The following is a 26,036-nucleotide window of genomic DNA, read 5'->3' as shown; positions in this document are numbered from 1 at the left end:
TTTTTAGTTAGATTGTTTGATGTCATCAAAATAATAAGTCGTTCCCGTACCATTTTCACCAAAATCAGGGAATAAAATAACCCTATCATAAGCATGAGCGGTATTAAACGCTGAAGCAGTAGTTAAATCAAACGTAAGAACTTGCCATGAATTTGCCACTGTTGTTGTAGCTTCTATCTCAACAAAGACTGTTGGATTGCCATTGCCGTCTTTTGGAGAAGTCGACACTTCTGTTTTGAATAAAATCTTAGCTCCAACTTTTGGTGACCAAACATTTACTTTTACCTTAGTTCCTTTGGAAAAATCAATTCTTGAATCTAAATTTAAGCTCGCACCAGCCCATACTTGAGCGCCAGATGGTTTCTCAATTTTTACCACTTTATTGGATAAATTATTACCTGATTTATCTGGATTATCGATAACCGATGCTGGAATTGGACCAAAACTAGCCGATCCAAAACCTGTCCATGGATACGTTAATGTAGAAGATTCAAAATCAATTGGCGTTTCAATCAAAGCTGAAGGTGTTTTGTAGAAATATATATTATCAATAAAAACACTTCCTCCTGCCCATGGTGTTCCTACAAATTTTAATTGGAATATATCAGCAACAGTCAAGTCTTGACTTGTAAAAGCTGAGATAGGAATATCAATACTGGTCCATTGGTTTGCAGTTAAATCCCTTACAACAGGTTTTTCACCATTGGTTTTACTAATCAAAGAGGTTTCTATTTTTTCTAAATCAGCCGTCCACACATCCATGTGAATAAACTCCATTCCAGAAACATCAATAGTTGTTCCATCCGCTAATGCAATTCCTTGATAGCTCAGTTTTATATAATTAAGCATTTTATCGCCGTTTAAATCAAACTCTGCCCAACTGCTTCCCTGACCTGCTTGTCCCCAGTCTGGAAAATAATTAGTTCCGGCAACATTTGTATATTTCGAACTATAAATAGAAATTACATCAGCTGCTTGACGATTAGGCGGAGTTGGTGCCGAAGTAAAAGGTTTGTTCACTATCGTTACTGTAAATTCTTCCGTATATTCAGTAGTTTGAATCGCTGCGCTTTTAGAAACCACTCTAATAGTATAAACTCCTGAATTTTGATAAGTATACGAAACAGCTTCGCCATTATTTACTGAAATAGGATCTGGTTTTCCTTCCTCGCCAAAATACACATCATAAAACAGTGCATAATCTGCTGTTGCCACAACATTGACTTTTTTAGAAACCGCTAAATCATTTTCGATAGTAACCACTAAATTTTGTGGTGCTTTAAAAGAAACGACAACTTGTTGAGTGACTTCAGTTCTTTTTCCATTTAAAGTTGTTCCAACAATTTTAGCATTATAAATTCCTTCTTTGTAAACATGATCTACCGTAGCCCCCGGATTTACATAAGCCGGTGTTGTAGTTTCATCACCAAAATAAATTTCATAATTAGTAACTCCCTCTCCTTTTGGTAAAAAAGTTACTTTACCTGTATTATCTTGCGTAACAGTTGTTAATGCTGAAATATTAGTTGGAGCAGCCAGTGTATCCAAATCTATCAGATCGCTCTCTGTTGAACAACTAAAGATAATAGCTGCCACAATAAGGCTTGTTATGTATTTTATATTTTTCATCGTTCCTGTTTTTTAATTATAGTTAGGATTTTGATCCCAGTTTCCTCTAGCAAATTGGATTTCTTCAATTGGAATAGGAAATATTTCATTCTTATTAGCTGTAAATCCAGGAATTTCCTGAGCTGCTTTTCCTGTTCTCACTAAATCAAAGAAACGAATACCTTCACCTGCAAATTCTACTCTTCTTTCTGCTTGAATAAAATCAGCTAAGGCTGCTCCTGATGCTGTAATATCATGATCTTCATCCCCAAAAGCACGACGTCTTACTTCATTCAAATATTCACGAGCTAGTTCGTCATTTACAACTGTACTTTTATTATATGCCTCTGCTGCCATTAATAATACATCAGCATAGCGAATGGCTCTGTAATTATTTGGACTAGTTAATTTTACATCTCCCGCAGCTTCTGCTCTTCTTTTTCTAGGAATGTATTTTCTATTGAAAAACCCTGTATCTTGATTTTGTTTTGTATACTTTGAACCTGGGTTTTGTGGAATCCATGTCGCCATATCTAAAATAGTTACCTCTTTTCTTGAGTCTCCTGCTTCAAATGCACTAACGATTTTTGGTGTAGGTAAATTAAAATTATTTCCATCAGCAAATACAGGTCCTTCATATCCAAAAGGTCCCGCAAAACCAACTGCAACATTCCCTTCACTAAATTGTAATTGTCCATAACTGGCTCCTTCAACATCTGTGTACTGAATTTCAAAAACAGATTCAGGTCCGTTTTCCCCTGCTTCTTCGAAAATACTTCCAAAAGGTGTCAAACCAGCACTTATTTGTTGTGAAGTCAAATCAGCAATTTGAACTAAACGGTATCTACCTGTAGCTATTAATTTTCCAAAAGTATCCGCAGCTTGATCATATTTTTTATCATATAAGTATGCTTTTCCAAGTAAAGCTAAAGCGGCACCACTTGTAGCTCTTCCTTGCTGAGCAGGGGTTGCAGGTAAGTTTTCAGCGGCATAAATCAAATCATTTTGGATAGAAGCATACACTTCTGAAACTGAGGAACGTGGTATTAAAGTCTCATCTCCTGGAGAAAAACGAGCATCTCCTTTCATTGGAATACCTCCGAACCATTTTACCAATTCAAAATGATAATACGCTCTGAGAAAACGGGCTTCCGCAATAATTTTATTTTTCCCTTCAAAATCTGTTTTATCTTTGAATTCAAGGATATAATTAGCTCTTTGAACTCCTGCAAACATCCAATCCCATAGTTGTTTTAAATTTTCATTCACAGGACCGTGGGTCATTTGATCAATTTGTTGGTACCCTATAACATCTGTTGGGCTATTTCCTCCGGCAAATGTGTTATCAGAGGCTATTTCTCCCATTAAAACATTAATAAAAGTGGACTGCAACAAGTCATAGGCTGCAATTACAGCATTTTCATAATCGGATTTAGAATTAAAATAATTTTCTGAATCAATAGAATACTGAACAGGACGATTAACAAAATCATCACTACAAGAGCTAGTCATTGTAGCAAAAACAGTTATCGTTATTATAGTTATAAATAGATACTTTTTCATTTTAATATAAATTAAAAATTAATGTTTAAACCTAACATATACGTTCTTGGAATAGGATAGAATCCATAATCGATTCCACCTCCTATTGGAGCACCGTTTGAAGCCCCAGGATCAAATCCTTTGTACTTTGTAAAAGTGTAAAGGTTATTGACTGCTCCATAAAGACGTAACTTAGTAATCCCTACTTTTTCTGTTAAATTTGGATTTAAAGAGTATCCTAATTGGATATTTTGGATTCTTACGTAGGAGGCATCTTCAACAAAATAATCTGAAAACAAATTATTAGTTGTAGCTGCTGTTGTAACTCTAGGAATACTATTACTGCTTCCTTCTCCAGTCCATCTCCCTAAAACATAGTTTAAACGATTGGCATCTGGTGCAACACTCTCATAATTACGCACCATATTATTGCCTAAAGAAGCAAAGGTGTACATTGAAAAATCAAGTGCTTTATAATTAAATTGCATATTGAAACCCATTGTTGCTGTGGGGATTGGATCTCCAATATCTGTTCTATCATCAAAACTAATTTTACCGTCTCCATTTACATCAACGTATCTAATATCTCCCGGAGATGCCGCTACTCCAAGTTCAACCTGAGATGGAGCATCATTAACTTCTTGTTGATTTTGAAAAATACCATTTGTTTTCAAACCATAAAAATACCCTATGGAATGACCTACTTGCATTCTTGATGGCGCTTGTTGACCAATACCAAACGAGCCTCCTGCAATAAATGGAGTCCCCATATAGGTTACGTTGTTTTGTAGCAGAGTAACATTGTACCCTAAACTCATATTAAAATCATCTGAAAACTTATTGTTGTAATTTACAGCGAATTCTATTCCTTCATTTCTAACTGTTCCAGCATTAATTGTAGGATTTGAAGCTCCTGGTGCTTGACCTCCTGATATGCCTGAAACCGGAATACCTGGAATTAATAAATCAGATCTGGTATCTATAAAATAATCAACTACTATATTTATTTTATTATCAAACAAATTCATATCAATTCCAACATCAAACTTCTTAGCCTCTTCCCATTTAAGATTCGGATTCGGAATTTGACCACTAGCGCGACCATTTATTAAAGTACCATCAAAAACATAAGTCGCTTCACCAGTAAGCTGAGAAATATAGCCATTATTTGGAATGGCGTCATTTCCTACTATACCATAACTTCCTCTTAATTTTAGGAAATTAACAATGGATGATTCATTAAAAAATCCTTCGTCAGAAATTACCCAACCAGCCGTTACAGAAGGGAAATAGCCTACTTTATTACCTGGTCCAAATTTAGTTGAAGCATCACGTCGAAACATTGCTGACAAAAGATATTTTCCTTTATAATCATATTGTAATCTTCCAAAATAAGATAACCTTCTTTCATCATATATATAAGAACCTACAGGTACTGTTCCAACAGGAGGAGCACCGTTAGCCAATTGAATATCGGCATAATCCCATGAATTATTAGGCACATCGTAACCTGTAGCGAATAAACCGTTACCATATTCTTTATAAATAGTATTACCAAGTACACCTACAAATTTGTGGTTTTCAGCTATGGTTTTAGTATAAGTGGCAAATAAATCAAAAGAATAGTTGTTATCGTTAACCGCATTTTGAGAAACAGAACTTCGTGTTGTATTAAACACTTTACCACTGCCGTAATCTAATATTGGAGAAAAGCTTTTAGACTCACTATTTGCAGTTTTAAATCCGATATTACTGCTTAATACAAAAGCAGGAGTGAACTTATAATCCAAGCCAAAATTTCCATTTACTTGTTTAAAATTATAATCATTATATGTATTTGCAATTTGAGCCAAAGGATTAATCATCTCATTTCCTAAAGAACCTCCTGGAAACACTGTAAAATTACCTGATGCATCATAAGGGCTAAGATTAGATGGCGCATTAACAGCATTTAATAGTACAGAAGCATTGCTATTCTCTGGCAAAGTTCTTCTATTAAAAAAAGTATAAATCAAATTTGTTTTTAACTTTAATTTATCTGTAACATCTGCACCTAAGGAAACTCTAGCTGTATTTCTTAAAAATCCGGATTTTGATTCGCCCACAATTCCTTCTTGATCTATGTGTGAACCACTTACAGAATACGTGATCTTATCAGATCCTCCAGAAAAAGTCAAATCATGACTAATCATTGGTACCCCTCTACTTAGTGTTTTGTCCTGCCAATTTGTTCCTTTACCAAATCCACTTACATTTGGATATGGAATTGCGCTTCCACTGTTAGCATATCTTTCATTCAGCAACAGCGCATATTCAGTTGCATTTAATATGGGTAAAGTGCGTGAAGTTTCTTGGAAACCAGTGTAGGTATTATACACTATTTTACCTTTAGAATTCTTTTTTCCAGTTTTAGTGGTTACTAAGATTACACCATTTGCTGCAGCAGAACCATAAATAGCAGCCTGAGCATCTTTCAAAACAGTTATAGATTCTACATCATTTGGATTCAACAATCCTAATTCTCCAATATACCCATCAATTATAGTAAGTGGCTTAGCATCTCCATTAGTTGCAATACCTCTAATACGTATATCTAAGGCAGCTCCCGGAGAACCAGATTGAGAAGTAACGTTGACACCTGATACTGTTCCTTGCAATGCCTGTTCTATTCTTACAGGTTTTAATACATCTAGAGTTTTACTGTCCACAGTAGATACCGCTCCTGTAACTTCTTTCTTTTTTTGGCTTCCATAACCAATAACAACCACTTCGTCTAACACTTTTGAGTCCTCTAATAAAGTAACACTCATATTAGTGTTGGTTTCATTTACGGTATATTCAAAAGTTTTATAGCCTACAAAAGTAAAAACAACAACTGATCCTGATGAAATTCCTTTTAAAGCAAATTTTCCATCAATATCAGTAGAAGTACCTTTAGTGCTATTTTTAATTTGAATATTAACCCCTGGTATTGATAAACCAGAGTTTTTTTCTTTTACAGTTCCACCAATGTCAAAATTTTGAGAGAAACCCAAAGTAGAAAACATCAGAAAAACAATTAATAGATAATTTGATTTCATATAGTTTGTGTTTTTATTGTGAATTATAAAATTACTACCTAAAAAAACTAATTAATTAAAAATAACCTCTACAAAAAACATACAACACAAATAATAACACTTTTATTTATTAATAATTCAATAAAAACAATGAAACACAAGGGATTTATAATCCTTAATTTTTAGTTAAAAAGCATAAAAAAACCACAATATTTAGCAAATGTTGTGGTAATGTATAGTTTATTTTGCTTTTGTAAAGGCTAACTATACAGTTAGAATATACTCAACTAACCCTTGCTCATGAGATAAATCCATTTTTTTTCGCAAACGATATCTTTTTATCTCAACACTTCGTACGGATATATTTAACAAAGGAGCTATTTCTTTCGAAGATAAATTAAGTCTTAGATAAGCACACAATCGTAAATCATTAGCTGTTAAAGAAGGATGTGTTTCTTTCATTTTTTTCAAAAAATCTTTATCGGTTTTATTAAAGGCCTCCTGAAAAACACTCCAAGAGTCTTTTCCTGTAATGTTTTTATTGATGGTAGAAATTACGGTTTTAATACTTCGGCTATCACTCTCGTCATTGTTTTTTAAATCTTTTTGGATGAAAGTTAATAACTCATTTTTACTATTCAAACTCATGGTAGAAGCAGCGAGTTCTTTATTTATTTCATCTACATCTTGAGACAGCTGTTCGTTTTTAATACGCATTAATTGCTGTTCGTTTTCTAATTCTTTTATTTCCAATAACAAATTATTCTCTTCAATTAGCTTTTCTTTCTGACGTTGGTAATATTTATTATATTCTTTATGGATTAATTGAATTGAAAAAAATCCCAAAATAACATAAATGATGATCGCTAAATTAGTAGTGTACCAGGGTTTTAATATGGTAAAAGAATAAGTTACTGTATTTTCTAGATTAGAGTTTGCCAATTTTGCCTTAACCTTAAAAACATAATCACCTGATGGTAAATTCTTAAAATTAACAGATGGTCTTACATTCCAGCCACTCCAATGATCCTGAAAACCTTCTAAAATATATTGGTATTCTACATTGATGTATTTATTAAACTCTGCTACGGTGTATAAAAAAGTAATGTTATTTTCATTATGTGGAAATTGACCTTCCTCTAAAATTGGGTTAGTATGTACAGGCCCATTAAGTGTATAAGTACTAATGTTTGAAATAGAAACTTTATAATTTTCAAAAGCCAATTCGTTAATGTTCATTGTGTAATAACCATCTGTTGTACCAAAAAAATAAGTGGAAGGTGATAATTGTGTAATATTTTCATATCCTAACATCGAATTAGTTAAAGAAGCAGGAATGGGAATACTATTTTGCTTAAGATTACTAATTAACTTGTTTTCAGTAAAATAACTAATATAATTCTTAGAAAACAGCCATATTTTATTAGAATTATCAACAATCATTTTACCCGAAGTATATTCATCTTTTTCAAAAACCGAACTCAATACGGGTTCTTTATTAAAGTCTTTTGTAGCATTATTTAACTTGAAAACACCTTCCCTATTCGCATAATAAATTGAATTATTAAACTGTATCAAACTGGCATTTTTGCCTTTTTTGGGATTCTTATACGTGAAATATTCATTGATACCCTGAAGTTTAGCATCTGTTTTTAATCTAAAAACGCCTTTGTACTCATGGCTTACATAGATTTCAAATTCTTTGGTTATCTCAAAATATTTAGACGAATAATCAAAACCTTTGATTTTATTTCGAAAAACCCATTGATCATTCTTTTTCTCTAAAACCGATATACCATAATAATTCCCCTGTAACAAAAGCGTTTTATTTCCTGGTACTTTTATAAAATTCCAAGTTCCTGACTTAGAAAAAATATTTTTTACGCTTCCATTTGTTACCACAAAAGTTCCTAAATCGTGCCCACAAAACAGCGTTCCATCATACAAATACAGGGACCAAACCTGCCCTTTTGTACCGCTTACAAACTTAAATTCTTCATTACTTTGATAATTTTTATAGAACAAACCCTGATTAGTTCCTACATATAATTTTCCATCATATAATTGCGAAGTATAAACTGTACCTAAAACTCCAGAATCGTCAACATAACTTTGTATTGGCGAATTCAGATTAATACAATTAATGCCATTATCAAGACCTATCCAAAGATTTTTTTCATTATCTTCAAATAAAGATAAGGCAGTATTATTACTTAAACCTTTCTTTTGAGAAATATGGTATTTCTTTTTCCCTTCTTTAGTCATGATAAAAATACCATTTGAAACCGTACCTATAACATAGCCACCATTAGACAATGACTCACAGCTGTAAACACTTTCGTCAGCAAAATCGGAATCTATATCCATCGGGAATTTCTTTAATTCTTTTCTTGAAAGAGTATAAAAACCAGCTCTTTGAGTTAATAACAAAAGTTCATCTCCTTTTTCAAAAACATTCACAATTCGGTTCTTTTTCAAAACAGGATGAGCAGAAACCAATTTACTTTTTCCTCCCTCAATTTCAAACAGTCCTTGATTATTAGTTTGATAGTAGATTGCATTTTTTGTTCTAAAAGCTTTAATTACATTAGCACTAGGCGCAATAATTTTAAAACTATTGTTCTGTGTATTGTAAATATAAATTCGATTTAAAGACTGAAAAACAACCCAATAATCATAACTTAAAATATTCCAAAATTGCTCATCATCTGAAATATTAGATTTTATGGTAGCACTTAAAGACTGATATTTTAGTAAACCATCCGCTTTTCGTTTCCAAAAACCAAATTCCATATAACTCCCTGTATAAATTCGATCTCCAATTACTTTCACTGACCGAATAATAGTTTCATTTGGTGAAGGATATAATTTCCAATACGAACCATTGAATTCTAAAAGTCCTTCATTATTTGCAAAAAAAACAAATTGATTTTGATCCTGAGAAATCATCCAGTTTTGATTTCCTGCTCCATAATTACTAGGAACATACTTCACAATAGGTGGTAAATCTTGTGAAAAAACTGCTATAGCTAAAATAAAAAATATAAAAGTAATTTTTGTTTTCAAGGTTATTTCTTTTTTTGATCTATCGTAAATTTAAAACTAAATCTAATTAGTTGTTCAAAAATAAACACATAATAGTAATGCCGAAATAATCTGCTCATTTCCTTTAAAAAAAGAGCTTATTTTAACTAAATTTAGGATTTGTTCATTCCTGTTTCTCGATTTAAAAATGATTACTTTTGTAAAAATCCATTATTTTTTATGAAAGTTGACTTTTCTAAAATAGATCCGAAAAAAAATATCATTATCAAGGGAGCACAAGTTCATAATCTAAAAAACCTTGATGTTGTCATTCCCCGCAATAAATTAGTTGTAATAACGGGACTTTCGGGTTCTGGAAAATCCAGTTTAGCTTTTGATACTTTGTATGCCGAAGGACAACGTAGGTATGTAGAAAGTTTATCTTCGTATGCGAGGCAATTTCTTGGAAGATTAGACAAACCAAAGGTTGAATACATCAAAGGAATTGCTCCTGCCATTGCCATTGAACAAAAAGTAAATACCACCAATGCCCGTTCTACTGTAGGAACTTCAACCGAGATTTACGATTACATGAAATTATTGTATGCCCGAATTGGAAGAACATTTTCTCCAGTTTCGGGTCGTGAAGTCAAAAAGAATACGGTTTCGGATGTTATCAATGATGTAAAAAATCTGGAACGCAACAGCAAATGGTTGCTACTCGCTCCAATTCATCTGGAAGAAGGAAGACAACTGGAAGACAAATTAAAAGTGTTACTCCAACAAGGTTTTTCTCGAATATTAGTCAATAATGAAACCGTTCGTCTGGATGACTTCTCGACTTCGCTCGAAGGGACAGACCAACATTCATTAGACAATAAAGATGTTCTTTTAATTATTGACCGAATTGTGGTTAAAGACGAAGAAGAATTCTACAATCGTCTTGCCGATGCGGTACAAACTGCCTTTTATGAAGGAAAAGGGATCTGTTATTTGCAAGAATTAAATTCGGACAAGCGATTTGATTATTCGAATAATTTTGAAATGGACGGAATTACGTTCTTAGAACCGAATGTTCATTTGTTTAGTTTCAACAATCCTTACGGGGCTTGTCCTAGCTGTGAAGGTTATGGAAATATCATTGGTATTGATGCCGAACTGGTAGTTCCAAACACCAGTTTATCCATTTTTGAAAATGCTATTTTCCCTTGGCGTGGCGAAAGCATGAGTTGGTTTAGAGACGAATTAGTCAACAAAGCCTATAAATTTGATTTTCCTATTCACAAACCTTTCTTCCAATTAACCGAAGAACAAAAAGAATTAATTTGGACTGGAAATTCTTATTTCCAAGGACTGAATGATTTTTTCAAAGAGTTAGAAGAGAAAAATTACAAGATCCAAAATCGCGTCATGTTGTCGCGTTACCGAGGAAAAACCAAATGTCAAAGCTGCAAAGGAAAACGCCTACGTGTAGAAGCTTCTTACGTTAAAATAAATAACAAAACCGTTTCTGATTTAGTTGATTTACCAATCAAACATTTAGTTGATTTCTTTAAAAATTTAGAATTAGACGAATATGAAAAACAAATTGCCAAAAGACTTTTGGTCGAAATCAACAATCGATTGTCATTTTTAACGGAAGTTGGTTTGGATTATTTAACATTGAATCGAAATTCAGCTACACTTTCTGGAGGAGAATCGCAGCGAATTAACTTAGCCACTTCGCTTGGAAGTAGTTTAGTGGGTTCGATGTATATTTTAGACGAACCGAGTATTGGTTTACACCCAAAAGACAGCGAACGCTTGATAAAAGTATTGTTGTCACTACGAGATTTAGGCAATACCGTAATCGTTGTCGAACACGACGAAGACATCATGAAAGCCGCCGATATGATTATCGACATCGGTCCTGAAGCGGGAACTTTTGGAGGTGAATTAGTTGCCCAAGGCAATTTTAAAGAAATACTACAATCGACATCATTAACTGCAAAATATTTAAACGGAGATTTAGAAATTGCGGTTCCCAAAAAACGTCGCCCTTTTAAAAATTTTATCGAAATAAAAGGCGCCAGAGAAAATAACCTTCAAAACATTGATGTTACATTTCCATTGGACATACTTACAGTAATTACTGGAGTTTCTGGAAGTGGAAAAAGTACACTAATCAAGAAAATCCTGTTTCCTGCCATGCAGAAGAAACTAGATAACGCAGGAGAAAAAGCAGGCCAATTTACCGAAATATCAGGTTCTTTTTCTCATATCAAACACATTGAATATGTAGATCAAAATCCGATAGGTAGAAGTTCGCGTTCTAATCCTGTAACATACATCAAAGCTTATGATGACATTAGAGATGTATTTGCTAAAGAAAAACTATCAAAAATAAGAGGGTACCAACCCAAACATTTTTCTTTTAACGTAGATGGCGGTCGTTGTGAAACATGTAGTGGCGAAGGAACTATCAATGTAGAAATGGTTTTTATGGCCGATGTCCAATTGCCATGTGAAACCTGTAATGGAAAACGCTTTAAAAAAGAAGTCCTCGAAGTGGCTTTTGAAGGAAAAAACATCAATGATATTCTAACAATGACTATTGACGATGCCGTACACTTTTTTGAAACCAACAAGCAAACTAAAATTACTCAAAAACTAAAACCACTACAAGATGTTGGTTTAGGATATGTACAATTAGGTCAATCTTCTTCTACTCTTTCTGGTGGTGAAGCACAGCGTATTAAACTGGCTTCTTTTCTGGTAAAAGGCGCTACCAAAGAAAAAGCACTATTTGTTTTTGACGAACCAACAACGGGTTTGCATTTTCATGATATCAAAAAATTATTAGCTTCATTTAATGCCTTGATAGAAAAAGGACATTCCTTATTAGTAATCGAACACAACTTAGACCTTATAAAATGTGCCGATTGGATAATCGATTTAGGTCCTGAAGGTGGTGAAAATGGAGGACAATTATTAGCCGTAGGAACACCCGAAGAAATTGTAAAGAATAAAAAATCAATTACCGCTAAGTATCTCAAGGAAAAACTTTGAATACAGTTAAAATAAGAACCGCAGATTCACAGATTAAAAATATAAATCTGCAAATCTGCGGTTTAAATCATGTCGTTATATTTTAGTTCTGAAACTACTAACTATAGCATTTTTCTTCAAAAGGCATTCCGTCTTCATCGATAGCTATTATAATTTTATTCTCTTTTTTAGATTGATAATATTGAACCATCCACGGAATGGACCACAAACCAAAAGTGGCACAAGAAATCCAAAAATTCAAATTATGATTGACTCTAGCCCTTTTTTTGGATAAAACAACAAAAGGCAATTTATCATTAACCTCTTCAATAACAAAGCCTTTTTTGATTTTTTTGGCTAAAATACGGGATAACTTCTTTGAATTCTCGTTTTTAATTAAAGGTATGTTTTTCATCTTTGAGGATTATAAGTAAGTCTAAAGTTTTAAAGTCGTAAAGTCAAAAGAGGATTTATTGGTTTAAACAACTACAAGTTAATGTTTTAAACTATATTATATCGTTTCAAAATACAACATTATATAGTTTTCATTATCAATATAGATTATCTAACTATAAGATAAACCTGCTGCAAAATTACTTCTTCCAATAAAATTTTACAATACCCACTTCTAGTGATTAACACGCTTAAAAAGGATGTAATTTAAAAATTATCTTACAATTTTAAGTTTTTTCAATAAACCATCAATAACTTGATTGATTTCGATAGAAATTACAAACTTATAATTCAAATACACATAAGCAATACTTACTAAAATCGATTTCAAACCAATAGCAATGATAGGATGAAAAGGAAAATCCCAAAAATAAAATACTAAAAACAAAATAGCGGTAAGATATATAGAATACAATGTTTGTTTAGTAAATGGATATAAATGCAAACGTTTAACAACAAACATTAGTTTAGCTAAACTATATAAAGTAATAGACAATAAAGTAGCAAATGCCGACCCTATAATTCCATATCTAGGAATAAAAACCATATTTAAACCTACAGTTAGAATGACTAAAAGCACACCCAAAAACAATACTGCTCGATAGTATTTAGTATTAAAAATAATAGCATTGTTATTTCCTAAAATCAAATCAAAATACTTAGATAATCCAATCATAAAAACCACCATAATTCCACCGGCATATTCTGGCGGAACCAATTCATATAACTGATTGATATTGGCAAAAATTCCTAACATAACAAAACCACCCACTACTTGAAGATTGATAGAGGTTTTCTTGTATAAAACATCCATTTCGTCGTGCTTGTTTTCGTGCATTAACTTTGCTGTAATGGGATAGACAATTTGATGCATGGCACGACTTGGTACCGAGATTACCAAAGCAATATAAGTAGCAACCGAATAATAAGCGATATTTTCGATATTCATGTATTGGTTGAGTATCATTTTATCGCCATCTAACAATAAATTAGCAACACTTCCAGACAAAATAATATAAAAAGTATAAGTTAAAATATCCTTTGTATTAGTGGGTATACTAAACTGAAAATGAGGTTTTTCAATACTAAAAGCATAAAACATAGTTACTAAAAGCGCTAAGAAATACACAATAGCTGTAGCATAAACAAAGCCTTCTACGGTAATCCAATTGTAATAAACCCCAATCAATAAAAACAAAGAAGCCAATCGCAGACCTACTTCTTTGATGAAGTTTCCAAAAACGGAGTGCATGTGAACACGCAACCACGCATAGAAAATTTCGAAATAAGCCATACACAATCCGATAAATGGAATAAGCCAAATGTAATTTTTAACGATGATATTCTTTTTAGACAAAAAGAATAAAATCTCATCAAAAAAGTAAAAACCAATCAAGAACATTGGAATTATTAATAGCAAAGGAAACAAAACCGTAAAGGATAAAAATCGTGATCGCTCTTCGTTTGTTTGATATTGCGAATAGAATTTTACCAAGGTATTTTGCATTCCAATGGCAAACAAAGGCATAATTACATTAGCAGAAGACAAAATATAATTAGTCAAAGCATAATAGGTTGCACCAAGAAAAACAGGATACAAATAAATAGTATTGATTCCTCCAATGGCAAAACCTATATAAGTTATTATGGTGTTTTTTAAGGACTGATTTAATACGATTCCCATTTATAAGGTTAGAAGTTAAAGGTTAAAGGTTAGAGGTTAGAAGTTTTACCAATTTTTCTGTTAAGCTTTTTCTGGAATATTTTTGTAAACCTATGCCATGAGATTGTAATTTCCCTTCTAGGTACTGATTGTAAAAGTCCAAAATTAACTTTTTAAGTTTTACCTTTTCAGAATAATCAAAAAATACGCCTGTATTGGTTTCCGTAATAATTTCCGCAAAGTCAGAACCGTTTGGACCAATAGCAATAATCGGTCTATTGGAAACCATATATTCAAATAATTTACCCGGAATAATACTTTTAGTTTCTTCCGAATCAATTTCGATCAATAATAAAACTTGAGACTTTCTTTGATGTGATATCGCTTCTTCATGCGAAACGTAGCCCATATTATTCAAATAATCAGTCAATCCAAAAGTAGCAATCGAATCTAAAACTTCCTGACTAACAGCTCCTATCAATTTAATTTCCAAATGCGTTTTAAAATCAGGGATTTCAGCTATTAATTCAACTAAAGATTCCCATAAAATTTGAGGATTTCTAGCCGAAAGAAAAGAACCAATATGTGCCAAAGAAAATTTAGAATCCAACGTTTGTTTCTCTACTTTTTCAACATCATAACCATTTGTAATTACAGCAATAGGTTTTGTGGTCAAAGCTTCAAATTCGGCTTTTGTAGTTTTACTGGTTACAATAATAGTATCGGCAGTATTTAAAACTTGTGACTCTAATTCTTTGTGTTTTTGAGCCGCAGTATCAGACAAACGTAAGGATTTATGATAGCCTATAGTTGTCCAGGGATCTCTAAAGTCAGCAAACCATTTAACATCTAATTTGTGTTTTAACTCTAAACCAATCAGATGCAAACTATGCGGTGGCCCCGAAGTAACAATGGTATCAATATTATTCTCAACAATGTATTTTTCTAAATAAGAAACAGAAGGTTTTACCCAAAAAAAACGAGCATCAGGAATAAATAAATTCCCTCGAATCCATAAAAAAACCTTATCTAAAAACGATTGTTTCTTTTGGTTAGGAATAATTCCTGAATTCATTTTCTTGGTTTTATTCTTCGATAAAAAAGAAGCCAATTGATACGGTTCGAATATTTTTTGCTTTAAAATTATAGCCTTTTCCGAAACCTCTTTTAGTAAATTTTCATCAACAATAGGATACGTTGGATTTTCAGGAATATAAACCACTGGCTGAACACCAAAATCAGGTAAATATTTAACAAATTTCAACCAACGTTGCACACCCGGTCCTCCAGCTGGCGGCCAATAATAGGTTATGATAAGAAGTTTTTTTTGATTATGTTTCACTTACCCTAATTAAATTTTCAGTAACATCGGATGCACGTTGAAAGTATTCGTAATTCTTTTTCCATTCATTTGATTTTTCAGCCAATTCAAAAAACTGTTCCAATCTTTCAACATATAACTTACGCATCGAATTGTTTGACAAAATTATTCGTCTCTCGAGATTAAATTTTTTTGTCACAGTATCTTTCATCTCCAAATGTATAATTTTAGAAAGTTAGTTATCTATTTTCTTTACTCTTGTATCTTTTTTCTTTTCTCAAAATAAACTCCTCCTATCAACAACAACAGCATTCCTACACCACTTATAAGTGTAATCGTACTTCCTGTTTTGATAACTTCTGGTTCAAATTTAAATTCTACTGTATGAACTCCTTTTGGAAGCATCATTGCTCTTAAAACATAATTTACAGGAAAATGATCCGTTTTTACACCGTCAACATACGCATTCCATCCGTTTGGATAATAAATTTCAGAAAAAACAGCCAAACCTTCATTTTTACTATCTGAAATGTATTTGATATAATTAGGTTTATGTGTACGCAATTGAATGGATCCTATGGTATCCATATTGCGTTTTAAACGTGCGTTTTTAAATTTGTCTCTATGCAAGTTGATGTTGAATACTGCTATTTTTTTAGTGTTTATCCTATCTAACGCTTTCATTTCGTCATTGGCTTTGTTTACCAACTTAATTTCATTGACAAACCAGGCATTTCCATTCGCATCTGGATTAACAACAGGAAATTCTTTTCCTTCTTTATCCGTCTGAATAACATACTTTACATTCAGCATATTTAAGATTTCCATATTGTTTTTAGCAATTTGGTAATCAAACAATTGTTGCATTCTGCGAGGTTTTGCAGCATGATATCCACCAATTGATTTATGGAAATAAGAAGTTCTGGCACTAGAAAAGTTTCCGTTTACTTCAAAAACACGGTAATGAGTCGTATCTCTTAAAATTTGAGCATCCGTAGGTGTTTCCTGAAAAGGAACTGCAACTTCTCTTCCACTGACAAAATCTTTGGCCGAAACGTATTTTTTATCTACCAGAAACAAATCGAAAACCATAAACAAACCAACTAAAATGATGGCTGTGGTTTGAGCTATTCTGTTTTTAATCAGCAGCCATAAAACGCCAGCGGTCAAAATAATAAAGAAAGCCGAACGTAATAAATCAGCACTATACAAGGTTTTTCTATCGTTTTTAAGTGCATCAACAAAACTAGGGCCATAACTCTCCGTAAAATAACTATCGCTCGCTCCTGAGAAACTAAACATGCTTTTACATAAAAACAAAATCACAATAGTTCCTAAAACAATAGCTCCGGATTGCCATAATCCTTCCCATTGTTTGTTTTTATCAACTTTAACAAAGGATTGCAAGCCCATTATTGCCAGAACCGGAAAACACAATTCTAAAATCACCTGGATAGAAGAAACCGCTCTAAACTTATTGTACATGGGTACATAATCAATAAAGAAATCAGTTAAAAGCCCAAAATTTTTACCCCAGGAAAGCAATAAAGCTACAATTGCTCCCGAGAGAAATACATACTTTATTTTTCTATCGTCTATAATTAAAGCTAAAATTCCTAAAAAGAAAACTACCACACCTATGTAAGCTGGAGCAGCCACAATAGGCTGATCACCCCAATAGGTTGGCATTCCTGTAACAAAATCAGCGGCTTGACCCGCAGGAACGCCTTGGCTAATCATAAAATCATACATGCTACTATCCGTACCTAAAGTTTCACTATTTGAGCCACCAAAAAGTCTTGGAGCTATCAAATTGAAACTCTCGGCAACACCATAACTGTACTCGGTAATATAATCACGAGTCATGGCACTGGTACTGGTACTTCTAGAACCATCTGGGTTAAAAGTCAATTCGCTTTTTCCACGGGTACTAAAATCAGCATATTCGGCTGTAGCCAATAAATTAGTGGCATTCGCTCCAATTGCAAAAATTCCGGCAACGGCTAACACACCAAAAGAAATGAACAGCGATTTAATTTCCTTGTTTTTAATACTCAAATAGCTGTAATAAGCCGAAAGAATCAACAAGAAAAACAATAAATAATAGGTCATTTGAAAGTGATTGGCACTAATTTCTAATGCTGTAGCAATCATTGTTAACAAACCTCCCGCAACATATTTTTTATTGTAAACCAATATAAAACCTGCAATAACCATGGGCATATAAGCAATAGCATGTGCCTTTGCATTATGTCCAACGCCTAAAATAATAATGAGATAGGTTGAAAAGCCAAAGGCAACGGCTCCAAAAAATGCTTTTAATGGATCTACTTTTAAAACCAAAAGCAAACCATAAAACCCTAGAAAATACAGAAATAAATAATCGGCTGGACGAGGTAAAAAACGCAACACATCATCTATTGCTCCTATAAAATCATACGGATATTTTGCCCCTAATTGATACGTTGGCATTCCACCAAAAGCCGAATTAGTCCAATAAGGTTCAACATGCTGGGTTGCGCGAAAATCGTTTTGCTCCTTTGCCATTCCGGTATATTGGGCAATATCGGACTGGAAAATCTGTTTACCCTGAAGTACGGGATAAAAATAAATGAGTGAAACTAATACAAAACCAAAAATGGCAATAGCGTGCGGAAAGAACTTTTGAAGTTGCTTCATTATATAAATTTAAATTTTAGTCCCGAAGTCTCGGGAGAGAATTACTGATTTGAGATTTAATTTCCAAATTCTCGAAAATCAATTTTTTGATTAAGTAAAGATTAAGATTTTTTATTCGAAAAACCAACTGAATTTCCTTCTTAAAAAAAATCAAAGATATCTAAAATCAGAAATCGTTAATCAAAAATCTTAAATAATTACTCTAACTCTTCGTAATCCACATAATCTCCTACTTTTTTGGTTTCTCGAGGTTTCTTATCGTTTGGTGTATTGAAAATTATAGTTTCATCCCTTTGGGTATTTTGCCAAGAATCTTGGTACTGACGTTGTTGATGCTGTTGCATGTTTTGACCCGCTTTTTCCACTACTTTTTTAATCAATAGCGGTAAAAACAATTTTGCCAAAAACCTAAAAATATAATAGAAAGCTATGATATAAAATAGTGTTTTTATAAATCCTGAAAAAGAAGCAACTTGCATGATGATGTGTTTTTTAGCAAAATTAATAAATCTATCCCGAAAATTCGGGACAAAATTAGAATATCATTCTTAAATAAATAATAAAATATAGTACATTTGGAAAGCCTATTACTTTTAAAATCCAAACAACATGTCTCCATTTAAAATTTTATTAGTCTTAGTTATAAGTCTTTTAGCAAATTACAATTACGGACAACATACTGATGAGATTAACTCCAATCGTCCAGGAGAAACCATGTCAGCCTATGCTGTTGGAAAATCGGTAATTCAAGTAGAAACTGGTGTTTTTGGCATACAAGAAAGCCATCGTTTATTAGGTTATGACGCTAGTGGATACGGTATAGACCTTAATTTGCGTTATGGACTTTTGATGGAAAAACTAGAAGTACTTGCCGATATTCAATATCAAAATCAAGATTTCGTGAATGGTTTTAACCAATATACTAAATCCAATTTAAAACAAACAGTTTTAGGAGCCAAATACCTCATCTACGATCCTTACAAAAATTACGAAAAGAAAATCAACATTTATAGCTGGAGAGCAAACCATGCGTTCAACTGGCGCCAATTAATTCCTGCTGTTTCTGTTTTTGCAGGAGCTAATTTTACACAAAAAAACAATCCGTATGCTTTTAGTAATGAAGCTATGATTTCGCCAAAAGTGATGTTAATTACCCAAAATCACTTAGGAGACGGTTCTTGGGTTTTTGTTACCAATATCATTGCCGATTACATTGGAACGGACTATCCTAGTTATGGTTACATCATTACCCTAACCAAAGGAATTAGCCGAAAATGGTCTGGATTTATAGAAAACCAAGGCTTTAAAAGCGATTTTTATAGCGATGCCATCATGCGCGGTGGTGCTGCTTTTTTACTCAACAAAAACATGCAAATAGACGCTTCTGTTAGCCATAATTTAAAAGACACCCCTACTATTTTTTATGGTGGTGTTGGTTTTTCATGGCGATATGATACAAATTATAAAGAAGTCCGAATCAACCTCGATGATGCTCCTTCTCAACCCAGATCGGTACGAAAGGCAGCTAAAAGAGATCAAAAACGAAAAGACGTAATAGAATAAAAAACAACACAATGATTACAGTAAAAGAAGCAAAAACAAAAAAAGAACTGACCGAATATATTAAATTCCCCTTTTCCCTATACAAAGACAATGAATTTTGGGTTCCACCATTGATTGCTGACGAATTAGAAACTTTTGACAAAACCAAAAATCCAGCTTTTGATAATGCCGAAGCTTATTTTTATATAGCCTACAAAAACAACGAAATTGCTGGTCGCATTACAGCCATTATCAATTGGGCAGAAGTAAACGGACAACAAAAGAAAAAAGTGCGTTTTGGTTGGTTTGATGTTATTAACGACATCAATGTTACCGAAGCTTTACTGGAAAAAGTATACGAATTAGGTAGAAAAAACAATTTAGAATATGTTGAAGGTCCAATGGGATTTTCAAATCTGGACAAAGTGGGTGTATTAACCGAAGGCTTTGACCAACTGGGAACCATGATTACCTGGTACAACCATCCGTATTATGCTACTCATTTTGAACAGCTAGGTTATGTTGTAGAGAAAGAATATATCGAAAGTAAATTTCCTTTTTCAAACGTAAAACCAGAGTTTTTCCAGAAAGCAAATGAGCTGGTTAAGAAAAGATACCACTTAAAGCCGCTCAACTTTAAATCAACCAAGGAAGTAATGCCTTATGTTGACAAAATGTTTGATTTATTCAATGCTTCTTATGCTAATTTATCATCATTTGTAGCGATTTCAGATGTTCAAAAAGAATATTTCAAAAAAAAATACATCAGCTTTATTAACCCAGAATACATCAAATTTGTTGAAGACAAAGACCATAATATTGTTGCTTTTAGTATTGTAATGCCTTCTTTTTCTCAAGCCTTACAAAAAGCCAAAGGAAAGCTATTCCCTTTTGGATTATTCCATTTGCTAAAAGCAAAAAAACAAAGCAAAGACATGCTTTTCTATTTAATTGGAGTGCATCCTGAATACCAAAATAAAGCAGTAACGGCAATCATTTTTAACGAATATTACGAAACTTTTAAAGAAAAAGGAATCGAAAACTGTTTTAGAACCCCTGAACTAGCCGATAACGTAGCTATTCACAACCTTTGGAAACATTTTGACCCAAAAGTACATTGTCGTAGAAAAACATTCAGAAAAGAGCTTTAAAAGCTAAAAAATAAACCCCATTTTGCTAAGCAAAATGGGGTTTATTTTTGAATATATTTAATTAGGGTTTACAATCTATTTTATTGAAAACAATATTTCCGTCAAATTTAATTTTGCTTTTATCCTTAAAAGACATTTTACCATTGGTTTCTATCATTTCGCCATGTCCTTCAACAAAAGTGTTTATATCTTTTTTTATGAAAGCCAACTCGCGAATTGATGTTGTCCCTTCAGATTCAAATTTATAATCGGCAAAAATGGTATCTCCTCTTACATTTCCTAAAAGTGTTCCAAAACTTTTGTCTTTTTCAAAATAAGAATAGTTTAATTCTCCTCTAAAATCATTTACACTATTGACATCAACGGTCAATGTTATCGTGTCTTTTTCAATTACTGCCTGATAACATTCATTTTGAGGTGTTTCCATTGGTGCTTCAACTTCCGCAGGCGAAATAACCGCCTCCTTATTTTTATTATTCATACAAGAGCTAAGAATTGTAACTAAAACAATAGTACTAAATAGATATACTGCTTTCATAAATTATAAGATTTTTAAAATTGTATCCTGTAAAGATATTTTAAAACAAAAAAATCCATTCATATACTGAATGGATTCTTTTATATAATTCCCATATAGAGAATTTATTTTTCTATAGCACTATGCGTCGTGATCCACTTTAGTTCTAGCAGCAATCTCTTTATAAGTTCCATTTACTAATTTCTCACGAATCGCTTCAAAAGCAGTAAGGGTTAGAGCAATATCATCTAATGTATGCGGAGCAGTAGGAATAACACGCAATAAAATCATTCCTTTTGGAATCACCGGATAAATTACTATCGACAAGAAAATGCCGTAATTTTCTCTTAAGTCATTCACCATTACCATTGCTTCCGGCACGCTTCCTTCTAAGTAAACGGGCGTAACACAAGTATTGGTATCACCAATATTAAACCCTTTGTTTCTTAAACCACTTTGCAAAGCATTTACATTTTCCCATAATTTGTCTTTCAATCCTGGGTTATCACGCAATAATTGTAAACGTTTCAAAGAACCAATAGTTTGAATCATTGGTAATGCTTTTGCAAACATTTGAGAACGCAAATTGTATTTTAAATAATCGATAATATCCTTATCTGCTGCTACAAAAGCACCAATATTCGCCATTGATTTGGCAAAAGTCGAAAAGTATACATCAATATCATCTTGAACACCTTGCTCCTCACCTGCTCCGGCACCTGTTTTTCCAAGTGTACCAAAACCGTGCGCATCATCAACTAACAAACGGAAATTGTATTTCTTTTTCATTTCTACAATTTCTTTCAACTTACCTTGTTGCCCGCGCATCCCGAAAACACCTTCAGTAATAAAAAGAATTCCTCCACCTGTTTCCGTAGCTATTTTTGTAGCACGTTTCAGGTTTTTCTCCATACTTGCAATGTCGTTGTGCTTGTAAGTAAAACGTTTTCCACTATGCAAACGAACTCCGTCAATAATACAAGCGTGCCCATCTACATCATACACAATAACATCATTTCTAGTCACCAAAGCATCAATGATAGACACCATTCCCTGGTAACCAAAATTCAACAAATAAGCTGATTCTTTCATTACAAAAGCTGCTAATTCCTGCTCTAATTGTTCGTGATATTTAGTATGACCACTCATCATACGCGCACCCATTGGGGCAGCCGCACCAAATTCTAACGCTGCATCCGCATCTGCTTTACGCACTTCTGGATGATTCGCTAAACCTAAATAGTCATTCAAACTCCAGTTCAAAACCTCTTTTCCTTGAAATTTCATTCTTGGACCTAAATCTCCTTCTAATTTTGGAAATACAAAATAGCCTTCTGCTTGCGAAGCCCATTTTCCTAAAGGTCCTTTATTGCTCTGAATTCTTTCAAATAAATCTTTTACCATACTATCGTGATGTAATAACATTAATTTTTAACTCCCGACCCCGAAGCTTCGGGACGGGGGCAAAAATAATTATTTAAATTTTATTAGCGGCTTTTAAGCTAAATTTATTTTTAGGAGCTTTTACATCAGTGCATTCATTTACTTTTTCACCCGCTGTCCGCTCTATCTCTTGTGCCTTGTTAAAGAAACAAGCCACAAGAGGATGCCGCTACCATCGGGGCTAAGAAACAAGAATAGTTTTCAAAATCAACTAACGAGCTGAATGTTTGTAAGAAAAAATGAATATATTTGAAAAAACAATAAAGCGAAACAAAACTTCGCTAATCTATCCGATTTTGGGTGTATATACGAAGGTTTGTTTCGCCTATAAACGAGTTAGCAGTCATTATAAACAACTAAATATCAGTAATATGACACCAGAACAATATGACAGAATTATTCAGAATCAAATTATCATTGATAAAAAACTTGACCGAGTACTTGATGATTTGGTTACAATGAAAAATGATATAAAAGTTTCGTTAAACAACCAGATTCTTTTGGAAGAATACCAAATGGATATTGTTAATCGTCTTAAAAGAATTGAGAACAAGAAATAATTATGGAAAAAGAAAATATACAATCTGAAATAGATGAACTGAAAAAAATAAGGTCTAAATGGTCTTATACGCTTATGGCGAAGCCAAGAGTTAATGATTTATTATCATCAATTACCATATTTCATCATATGTTTTCTTCTGATTTTCCAAATGCTGTAAAGCATTATAAAAGGAATTCATTTGCTGAAATAAACATTACTGACGGCATATCTGAACTAAAAATGTATGCAGAAAGTAATTTAAAAAAGAAAGATGACCATTATTTCCACGAAGGTTTGAGAAATTTAACCAATGGAATTCAAAAAATTATTGTTTCGTTAGAAAGCGAACTAAAAGAATTAGAATAAGAACGACTGCTAACACACGCTACAAGCAATTTGGGTATTTGCTTAATGGAAAAATTGGTTTGTATTGGGAAGATTTGGCAAATCCGAAAAATAACGCTGATTTAATCCCAAACTGCTTGTAGCGCGAGAACGTTATAAGCTATGCAAAAAAATCTAGTAACTTCAAGAACCTAATACCAATAAAATATTTATGAGCTTTTCAGACAGAATCGGACTAACATCACCAAAAATAAAAATTCAAATTGATTCACTAGATAACGATTTGCTTAACAGCTTATGGAATTGTTTTAGTTTGAGTTATGCGGACAGAATCAAATCTCAACCCTATGATGTAATATCGCTCTCAAAATATAAAGATTTTGTAAAAAGTATTTGGGCAAATTTTTTTAAAGAACCATTAGATACAATGCCCAATACAAACTCAGGCGCCATAAATTATATTCGTGAAAAATTTTACTCCTATAATTGGTATGAAGTTTACAATTTCATTGAATTTATTTTAAAAAATCCTGAGGCACGTAATAATGATAATTTTACTGAAAGTTTGAACACTGTGTTGGCTAGAGAATTGGCAGGATATCGAATAATTGCAGGAGAGGTGACACCGATAACTGATCAATTTCAAGTTTCTCAAATTCAATCAGCAATTGATAATACATCAAAGGAACTTTTGAAAGGAGTAAACATACATATTAACAGCGCATTAAATAAACTTTCGGATAAAAAATCTCCCGATTATAGAAATTCAATTAAGGAATCAATTAGTGCCGTAGAATCGATGGTACAAATTATAACAGGCGATTCAAAGGCGGAACTTGGTAAAGGATTAAAAATTATCAAAGATAAAATTGGTTTACATACGGCTCTTGAACAAGGATTTATAAAAATTTATGGGTACACGAGTGATAGCGATGGTATAAGGCATTCATTAATGGAAGAAAGCACATTAGACATTGAAGATGCAATTTTTATGTTAACTTCCTGTAGCGCCTTTATCAATTATTTATTTGTGAAATCTGACAAAGCAAAATTGGTTTAAAGTATGCACAGCTTATAATCGAGTAGACGGCTCCGCCCCCTGAAACGGGTACGAGCGAGACGCTCGCACTAGCAAGGGCAAATCAAAAAGAAAATTAATAATTGAAGAAATATGATTTTAGAAGTAGCAATATTAAATGTAAAAAGTGGACAAGAAAAACAATTTGAAATCGACTTTGCAACTGCGGGACAATTTATCAGTTCTATAAAAGGTTATTCGAAACACTCGCTACGTAAATGTTTGGAGCAAACTAATAAATACATTCTACTTGTTGATTGGGAAAATCTGGAAGACCATACAATTGGGTTTAGACAATCAGCAGAATATTTGGAATGGAAAAAGATTTTACATCATTATTACGACCCGTTTCCGACAGTTGAGCATTACGAAACAATAATTGAAAACGAAAATAAAAACAACAGCTAACAGCTTTGAGCTAGCTGGAGTTTAGTGGAATTACCGTTTCGCATCAACTTTCTGCAAAGCCGAAAGTTAAAAGGTTACGAACTTCCAGCCATCTCAAAGTGGCGAAACGTTATGGGTTACTTTAAAAGACAAAAATTAACAGACAATCAAGAATGAGCAATATACCATTTCAGACAATAGACTGGACTTTAATCAAAAAGGAAGAGTACAAAGGAGAAACAGGAATAGCATATTGGCAAACAATTCAATTTCCTGGACTTAGAATACGATTAGTAGAATATTCAAATGGATATTTGGCAGACCATTGGTGTCAAAAAGGACATATTGTTCATTGCTTAGAAGGTGAATTTGTTAGCGAATTAAGTACTGGCGAAAAAATTAAACTGACAAAAGGAGAAACGTATGTTGTTTCTGACGAACTTAGTTCACATCGTTCAATTACTGAAAATAATGTAAAACTTCTTATTGTTGACGGAGACTTTTTAAAATATATTGAATAAACTAGAGGAAACTGACTTATGTTCAAAGCCCTCGGCTCCCGCACGAATCCTTTCGTGTGGTACGTTTATAAATCAATACGGAGCTACTTACGAAGTTCCTTCCTTCGTCAGGAAGACAAGATTGCGGGAATAGAT

At 33.0% G+C, this 26,036-nt stretch carries 20 protein-coding genes; 8 read left to right on the top strand and 12 right to left on the bottom strand.

The genetic code is table 11. The annotated features are described in order from the left end of the window. Positions 1 to 3 precede the first annotated feature (3 nt). The 4 genes from AAGV28_RS01825 to AAGV28_RS01810 form a co-directional block, all read right to left on the bottom strand. Positions 4 to 1,629 (bottom strand): hypothetical protein, encoded by a 1,626-nt coding sequence (locus AAGV28_RS01825; protein WP_373405120.1) that lies wholly within the window; start codon positions 1,627 to 1,629, stop codon positions 4 to 6. 12 nt (positions 1,630 to 1,641) lie between these two features. Continuing rightward, positions 1,642 to 3,171, bottom strand: a complete 1,530-nt coding sequence (locus tag AAGV28_RS01820) for a RagB/SusD family nutrient uptake outer membrane protein (RefSeq protein ID WP_373405119.1) — start codon at positions 3,169 to 3,171, stop codon at positions 1,642 to 1,644. Positions 3,172 to 3,182: 11 nt separating this feature from the next. Next, complete coding sequence (locus tag AAGV28_RS01815) at positions 3,183 to 6,230, bottom strand: SusC/RagA family TonB-linked outer membrane protein (RefSeq protein WP_373405118.1); 3,048 nt, start codon at positions 6,228 to 6,230, stop codon at positions 3,183 to 3,185. Between the two features lie 243 nt (positions 6,231 to 6,473). Then, positions 6,474 to 9,275, bottom strand: a complete 2,802-nt coding sequence (locus AAGV28_RS01810) for a triple tyrosine motif-containing protein (protein WP_373405117.1) — start codon at positions 9,273 to 9,275, stop codon at positions 6,474 to 6,476. A 198-nt stretch (positions 9,276 to 9,473) separates the two neighbouring features. Here AAGV28_RS01810 and uvrA point away from each other — a divergent pair, with 198 nt between their 5' ends. Beyond that, positions 9,474 to 12,281 (top strand): excinuclease ABC subunit UvrA, encoded by a 2,808-nt coding sequence (gene uvrA / locus AAGV28_RS01805; RefSeq protein WP_373405116.1) that lies wholly within the window; start codon positions 9,474 to 9,476, stop codon positions 12,279 to 12,281. A 97-nt stretch (positions 12,282 to 12,378) separates the two neighbouring features. On the opposite strand, the gene AAGV28_RS01800 is transcribed toward uvrA, so the two are convergent. From AAGV28_RS01800 to AAGV28_RS01775, 6 genes are all read right to left on the bottom strand, one after another. Further along, the gene (locus AAGV28_RS01800) at positions 12,379 to 12,675 is read right to left on the bottom strand and encodes a hypothetical protein (RefSeq protein WP_373405115.1); all 297 of its coding nucleotides are present in this window, start codon (positions 12,673 to 12,675) and stop codon (positions 12,379 to 12,381) included. 252 nt (positions 12,676 to 12,927) lie between these two features. After that, the gene (locus AAGV28_RS01795) at positions 12,928 to 14,397 is read right to left on the bottom strand and encodes a lipopolysaccharide biosynthesis protein (RefSeq protein WP_373405114.1); all 1,470 of its coding nucleotides are present in this window, start codon (positions 14,395 to 14,397) and stop codon (positions 12,928 to 12,930) included. Positions 14,398 to 14,419: 22 nt separating this feature from the next. Further along, positions 14,420 to 15,718, bottom strand: a complete 1,299-nt coding sequence (locus AAGV28_RS01790; protein WP_373405113.1) for a glycosyltransferase family 4 protein — start codon at positions 15,716 to 15,718, stop codon at positions 14,420 to 14,422. Next, positions 15,708 to 15,845: a hypothetical protein gene (locus AAGV28_RS01785; protein ID WP_373405112.1), complete on the bottom strand. Its 138-nt coding sequence runs from the start codon at positions 15,843 to 15,845 to the stop codon at positions 15,708 to 15,710. Before AAGV28_RS01785 ends, AAGV28_RS01790 begins: the two co-directional genes overlap by 11 nt. Before the next feature lie 104 nt (positions 15,846 to 15,949). Next, the gene (locus AAGV28_RS01780; protein WP_373405111.1) at positions 15,950 to 18,376 is read right to left on the bottom strand and encodes a YfhO family protein; all 2,427 of its coding nucleotides are present in this window, start codon (positions 18,374 to 18,376) and stop codon (positions 15,950 to 15,952) included. Positions 18,377 to 18,573: 197 nt separating this feature from the next. Continuing rightward, on the bottom strand, positions 18,574 to 18,855 hold the full coding sequence (locus AAGV28_RS01775; RefSeq protein ID WP_373405110.1) for a DUF4834 family protein: 282 nt from the start codon (positions 18,853 to 18,855) through the stop codon (positions 18,574 to 18,576). Between the two features lie 130 nt (positions 18,856 to 18,985). Here AAGV28_RS01775 and AAGV28_RS01770 point away from each other — a divergent pair, with 130 nt between their 5' ends. Both AAGV28_RS01770 and AAGV28_RS01765 read left to right on the top strand, forming a co-directional pair. Further along, on the top strand, positions 18,986 to 19,939 hold the full coding sequence (locus tag AAGV28_RS01770; protein ID WP_373405109.1) for a transporter: 954 nt from the start codon (positions 18,986 to 18,988) through the stop codon (positions 19,937 to 19,939). Positions 19,940 to 19,950: 11 nt separating this feature from the next. Next, positions 19,951 to 21,069, top strand: a complete 1,119-nt coding sequence (locus AAGV28_RS01765; protein ID WP_373405108.1) for a GTP cyclohydrolase — start codon at positions 19,951 to 19,953, stop codon at positions 21,067 to 21,069. A 61-nt stretch (positions 21,070 to 21,130) separates the two neighbouring features. On the opposite strand, the gene AAGV28_RS01760 is transcribed toward AAGV28_RS01765, so the two are convergent. Together AAGV28_RS01760 and AAGV28_RS01755 are read right to left on the bottom strand one after the other, a co-directional pair. After that, on the bottom strand, positions 21,131 to 21,607 hold the full coding sequence (locus tag AAGV28_RS01760; RefSeq protein WP_373405107.1) for a hypothetical protein: 477 nt from the start codon (positions 21,605 to 21,607) through the stop codon (positions 21,131 to 21,133). Positions 21,608 to 21,727: 120 nt separating this feature from the next. Further along, complete coding sequence (locus AAGV28_RS01755; protein ID WP_373405152.1) at positions 21,728 to 22,990, bottom strand: aminotransferase class I/II-fold pyridoxal phosphate-dependent enzyme; 1,263 nt, start codon at positions 22,988 to 22,990, stop codon at positions 21,728 to 21,730. A 410-nt stretch (positions 22,991 to 23,400) separates the two neighbouring features. Here AAGV28_RS01755 and AAGV28_RS01750 point away from each other — a divergent pair, with 410 nt between their 5' ends. From AAGV28_RS01750 to AAGV28_RS01730, 5 genes are all read left to right on the top strand, one after another. Then, positions 23,401 to 23,589 (top strand): hypothetical protein, encoded by a 189-nt coding sequence (locus AAGV28_RS01750; RefSeq protein ID WP_373405106.1) that lies wholly within the window; start codon positions 23,401 to 23,403, stop codon positions 23,587 to 23,589. Positions 23,590 to 23,663: 74 nt separating this feature from the next. Continuing rightward, positions 23,664 to 23,936, top strand: a complete 273-nt coding sequence (locus AAGV28_RS01745) for a hypothetical protein (protein ID WP_373405105.1) — start codon at positions 23,664 to 23,666, stop codon at positions 23,934 to 23,936. Positions 23,937 to 24,126: 190 nt separating this feature from the next. Next, entirely contained in the window at positions 24,127 to 24,975 is an 849-nt protein-coding gene (locus tag AAGV28_RS01740) for an AbiJ-NTD4 domain-containing protein (RefSeq protein WP_373405104.1), read from the top strand. Positions 24,976 to 25,086: 111 nt separating this feature from the next. Next, positions 25,087 to 25,401 carry an antibiotic biosynthesis monooxygenase family protein gene (locus tag AAGV28_RS01735; protein ID WP_373405103.1) on the top strand — a complete coding sequence of 105 codons (315 nt, stop codon included), beginning with the start codon at positions 25,087 to 25,089 and terminating at the stop codon, positions 25,399 to 25,401. Between the two features lie 152 nt (positions 25,402 to 25,553). Next, the gene (locus tag AAGV28_RS01730; protein ID WP_373405102.1) at positions 25,554 to 25,901 is read left to right on the top strand and encodes a DHCW motif cupin fold protein; all 348 of its coding nucleotides are present in this window, start codon (positions 25,554 to 25,556) and stop codon (positions 25,899 to 25,901) included. Positions 25,902 to 26,036: the final 135 nt, after the last annotated feature.

Source organism: Flavobacterium zubiriense, assembly GCF_041729725.1.
In the GTDB taxonomy this organism is placed as follows: domain Bacteria; phylum Bacteroidota; class Bacteroidia; order Flavobacteriales; family Flavobacteriaceae; genus Flavobacterium; species Flavobacterium zubiriense.
Note: the sequence above shows the minus strand (reverse complement) of the source record. Positions and strands in the feature narration are given on the sequence as shown.

Excerpts from the sequence above, each read along its gene's own strand:
- AAGV28_RS01815 (WP_373405118.1), bottom strand. The coding sequence starts at position 6,230 with ATGAAATCAAATTATCTATTAATTGTTTTTCTGATGTTTTCTACTTTG.
- uvrA (WP_373405116.1), top strand. The coding sequence starts at position 9,474 with ATGAAAGTTGACTTTTCTAAAATAGATCCGAAAAAAAATATCATTATC.
- AAGV28_RS01740 (WP_373405104.1), top strand. The coding sequence starts at position 24,127 with ATGAGCTTTTCAGACAGAATCGGACTAACATCACCAAAAATAAAAATT.
- AAGV28_RS01770 (WP_373405109.1), top strand. The coding sequence starts at position 18,986 with ATGTCTCCATTTAAAATTTTATTAGTCTTAGTTATAAGTCTTTTAGCA.
- AAGV28_RS01755 (WP_373405152.1), bottom strand. The coding sequence starts at position 22,990 with ATGGTAAAAGATTTATTTGAAAGAATTCAGAGCAATAAAGGACCTTTA.
- AAGV28_RS01750 (WP_373405106.1), top strand. The coding sequence starts at position 23,401 with ATGACACCAGAACAATATGACAGAATTATTCAGAATCAAATTATCATT.
- AAGV28_RS01825 (WP_373405120.1), bottom strand. The coding sequence starts at position 1,629 with ATGAAAAATATAAAATACATAACAAGCCTTATTGTGGCAGCTATTATC.
- AAGV28_RS01765 (WP_373405108.1), top strand. The coding sequence starts at position 19,951 with ATGATTACAGTAAAAGAAGCAAAAACAAAAAAAGAACTGACCGAATAT.
- AAGV28_RS01730 (WP_373405102.1), top strand. The coding sequence starts at position 25,554 with ATGAGCAATATACCATTTCAGACAATAGACTGGACTTTAATCAAAAAG.
- AAGV28_RS01785 (WP_373405112.1), bottom strand. The coding sequence starts at position 15,845 with ATGCGTAAGTTATATGTTGAAAGATTGGAACAGTTTTTTGAATTGGCT.
- AAGV28_RS01780 (WP_373405111.1), bottom strand. The coding sequence starts at position 18,376 with ATGAAGCAACTTCAAAAGTTCTTTCCGCACGCTATTGCCATTTTTGGT.
- AAGV28_RS01745 (WP_373405105.1), top strand. The coding sequence starts at position 23,664 with ATGGCGAAGCCAAGAGTTAATGATTTATTATCATCAATTACCATATTT.
- AAGV28_RS01775 (WP_373405110.1), bottom strand. The coding sequence starts at position 18,855 with ATGCAAGTTGCTTCTTTTTCAGGATTTATAAAAACACTATTTTATATC.
- AAGV28_RS01820 (WP_373405119.1), bottom strand. The coding sequence starts at position 3,171 with ATGAAAAAGTATCTATTTATAACTATAATAACGATAACTGTTTTTGCT.
- AAGV28_RS01795 (WP_373405114.1), bottom strand. The coding sequence starts at position 14,397 with ATGGGAATCGTATTAAATCAGTCCTTAAAAAACACCATAATAACTTAT.
- AAGV28_RS01760 (WP_373405107.1), bottom strand. The coding sequence starts at position 21,607 with ATGAAAGCAGTATATCTATTTAGTACTATTGTTTTAGTTACAATTCTT.
- AAGV28_RS01735 (WP_373405103.1), top strand. The coding sequence starts at position 25,087 with ATGATTTTAGAAGTAGCAATATTAAATGTAAAAAGTGGACAAGAAAAA.
- AAGV28_RS01800 (WP_373405115.1), bottom strand. The coding sequence starts at position 12,675 with ATGAAAAACATACCTTTAATTAAAAACGAGAATTCAAAGAAGTTATCC.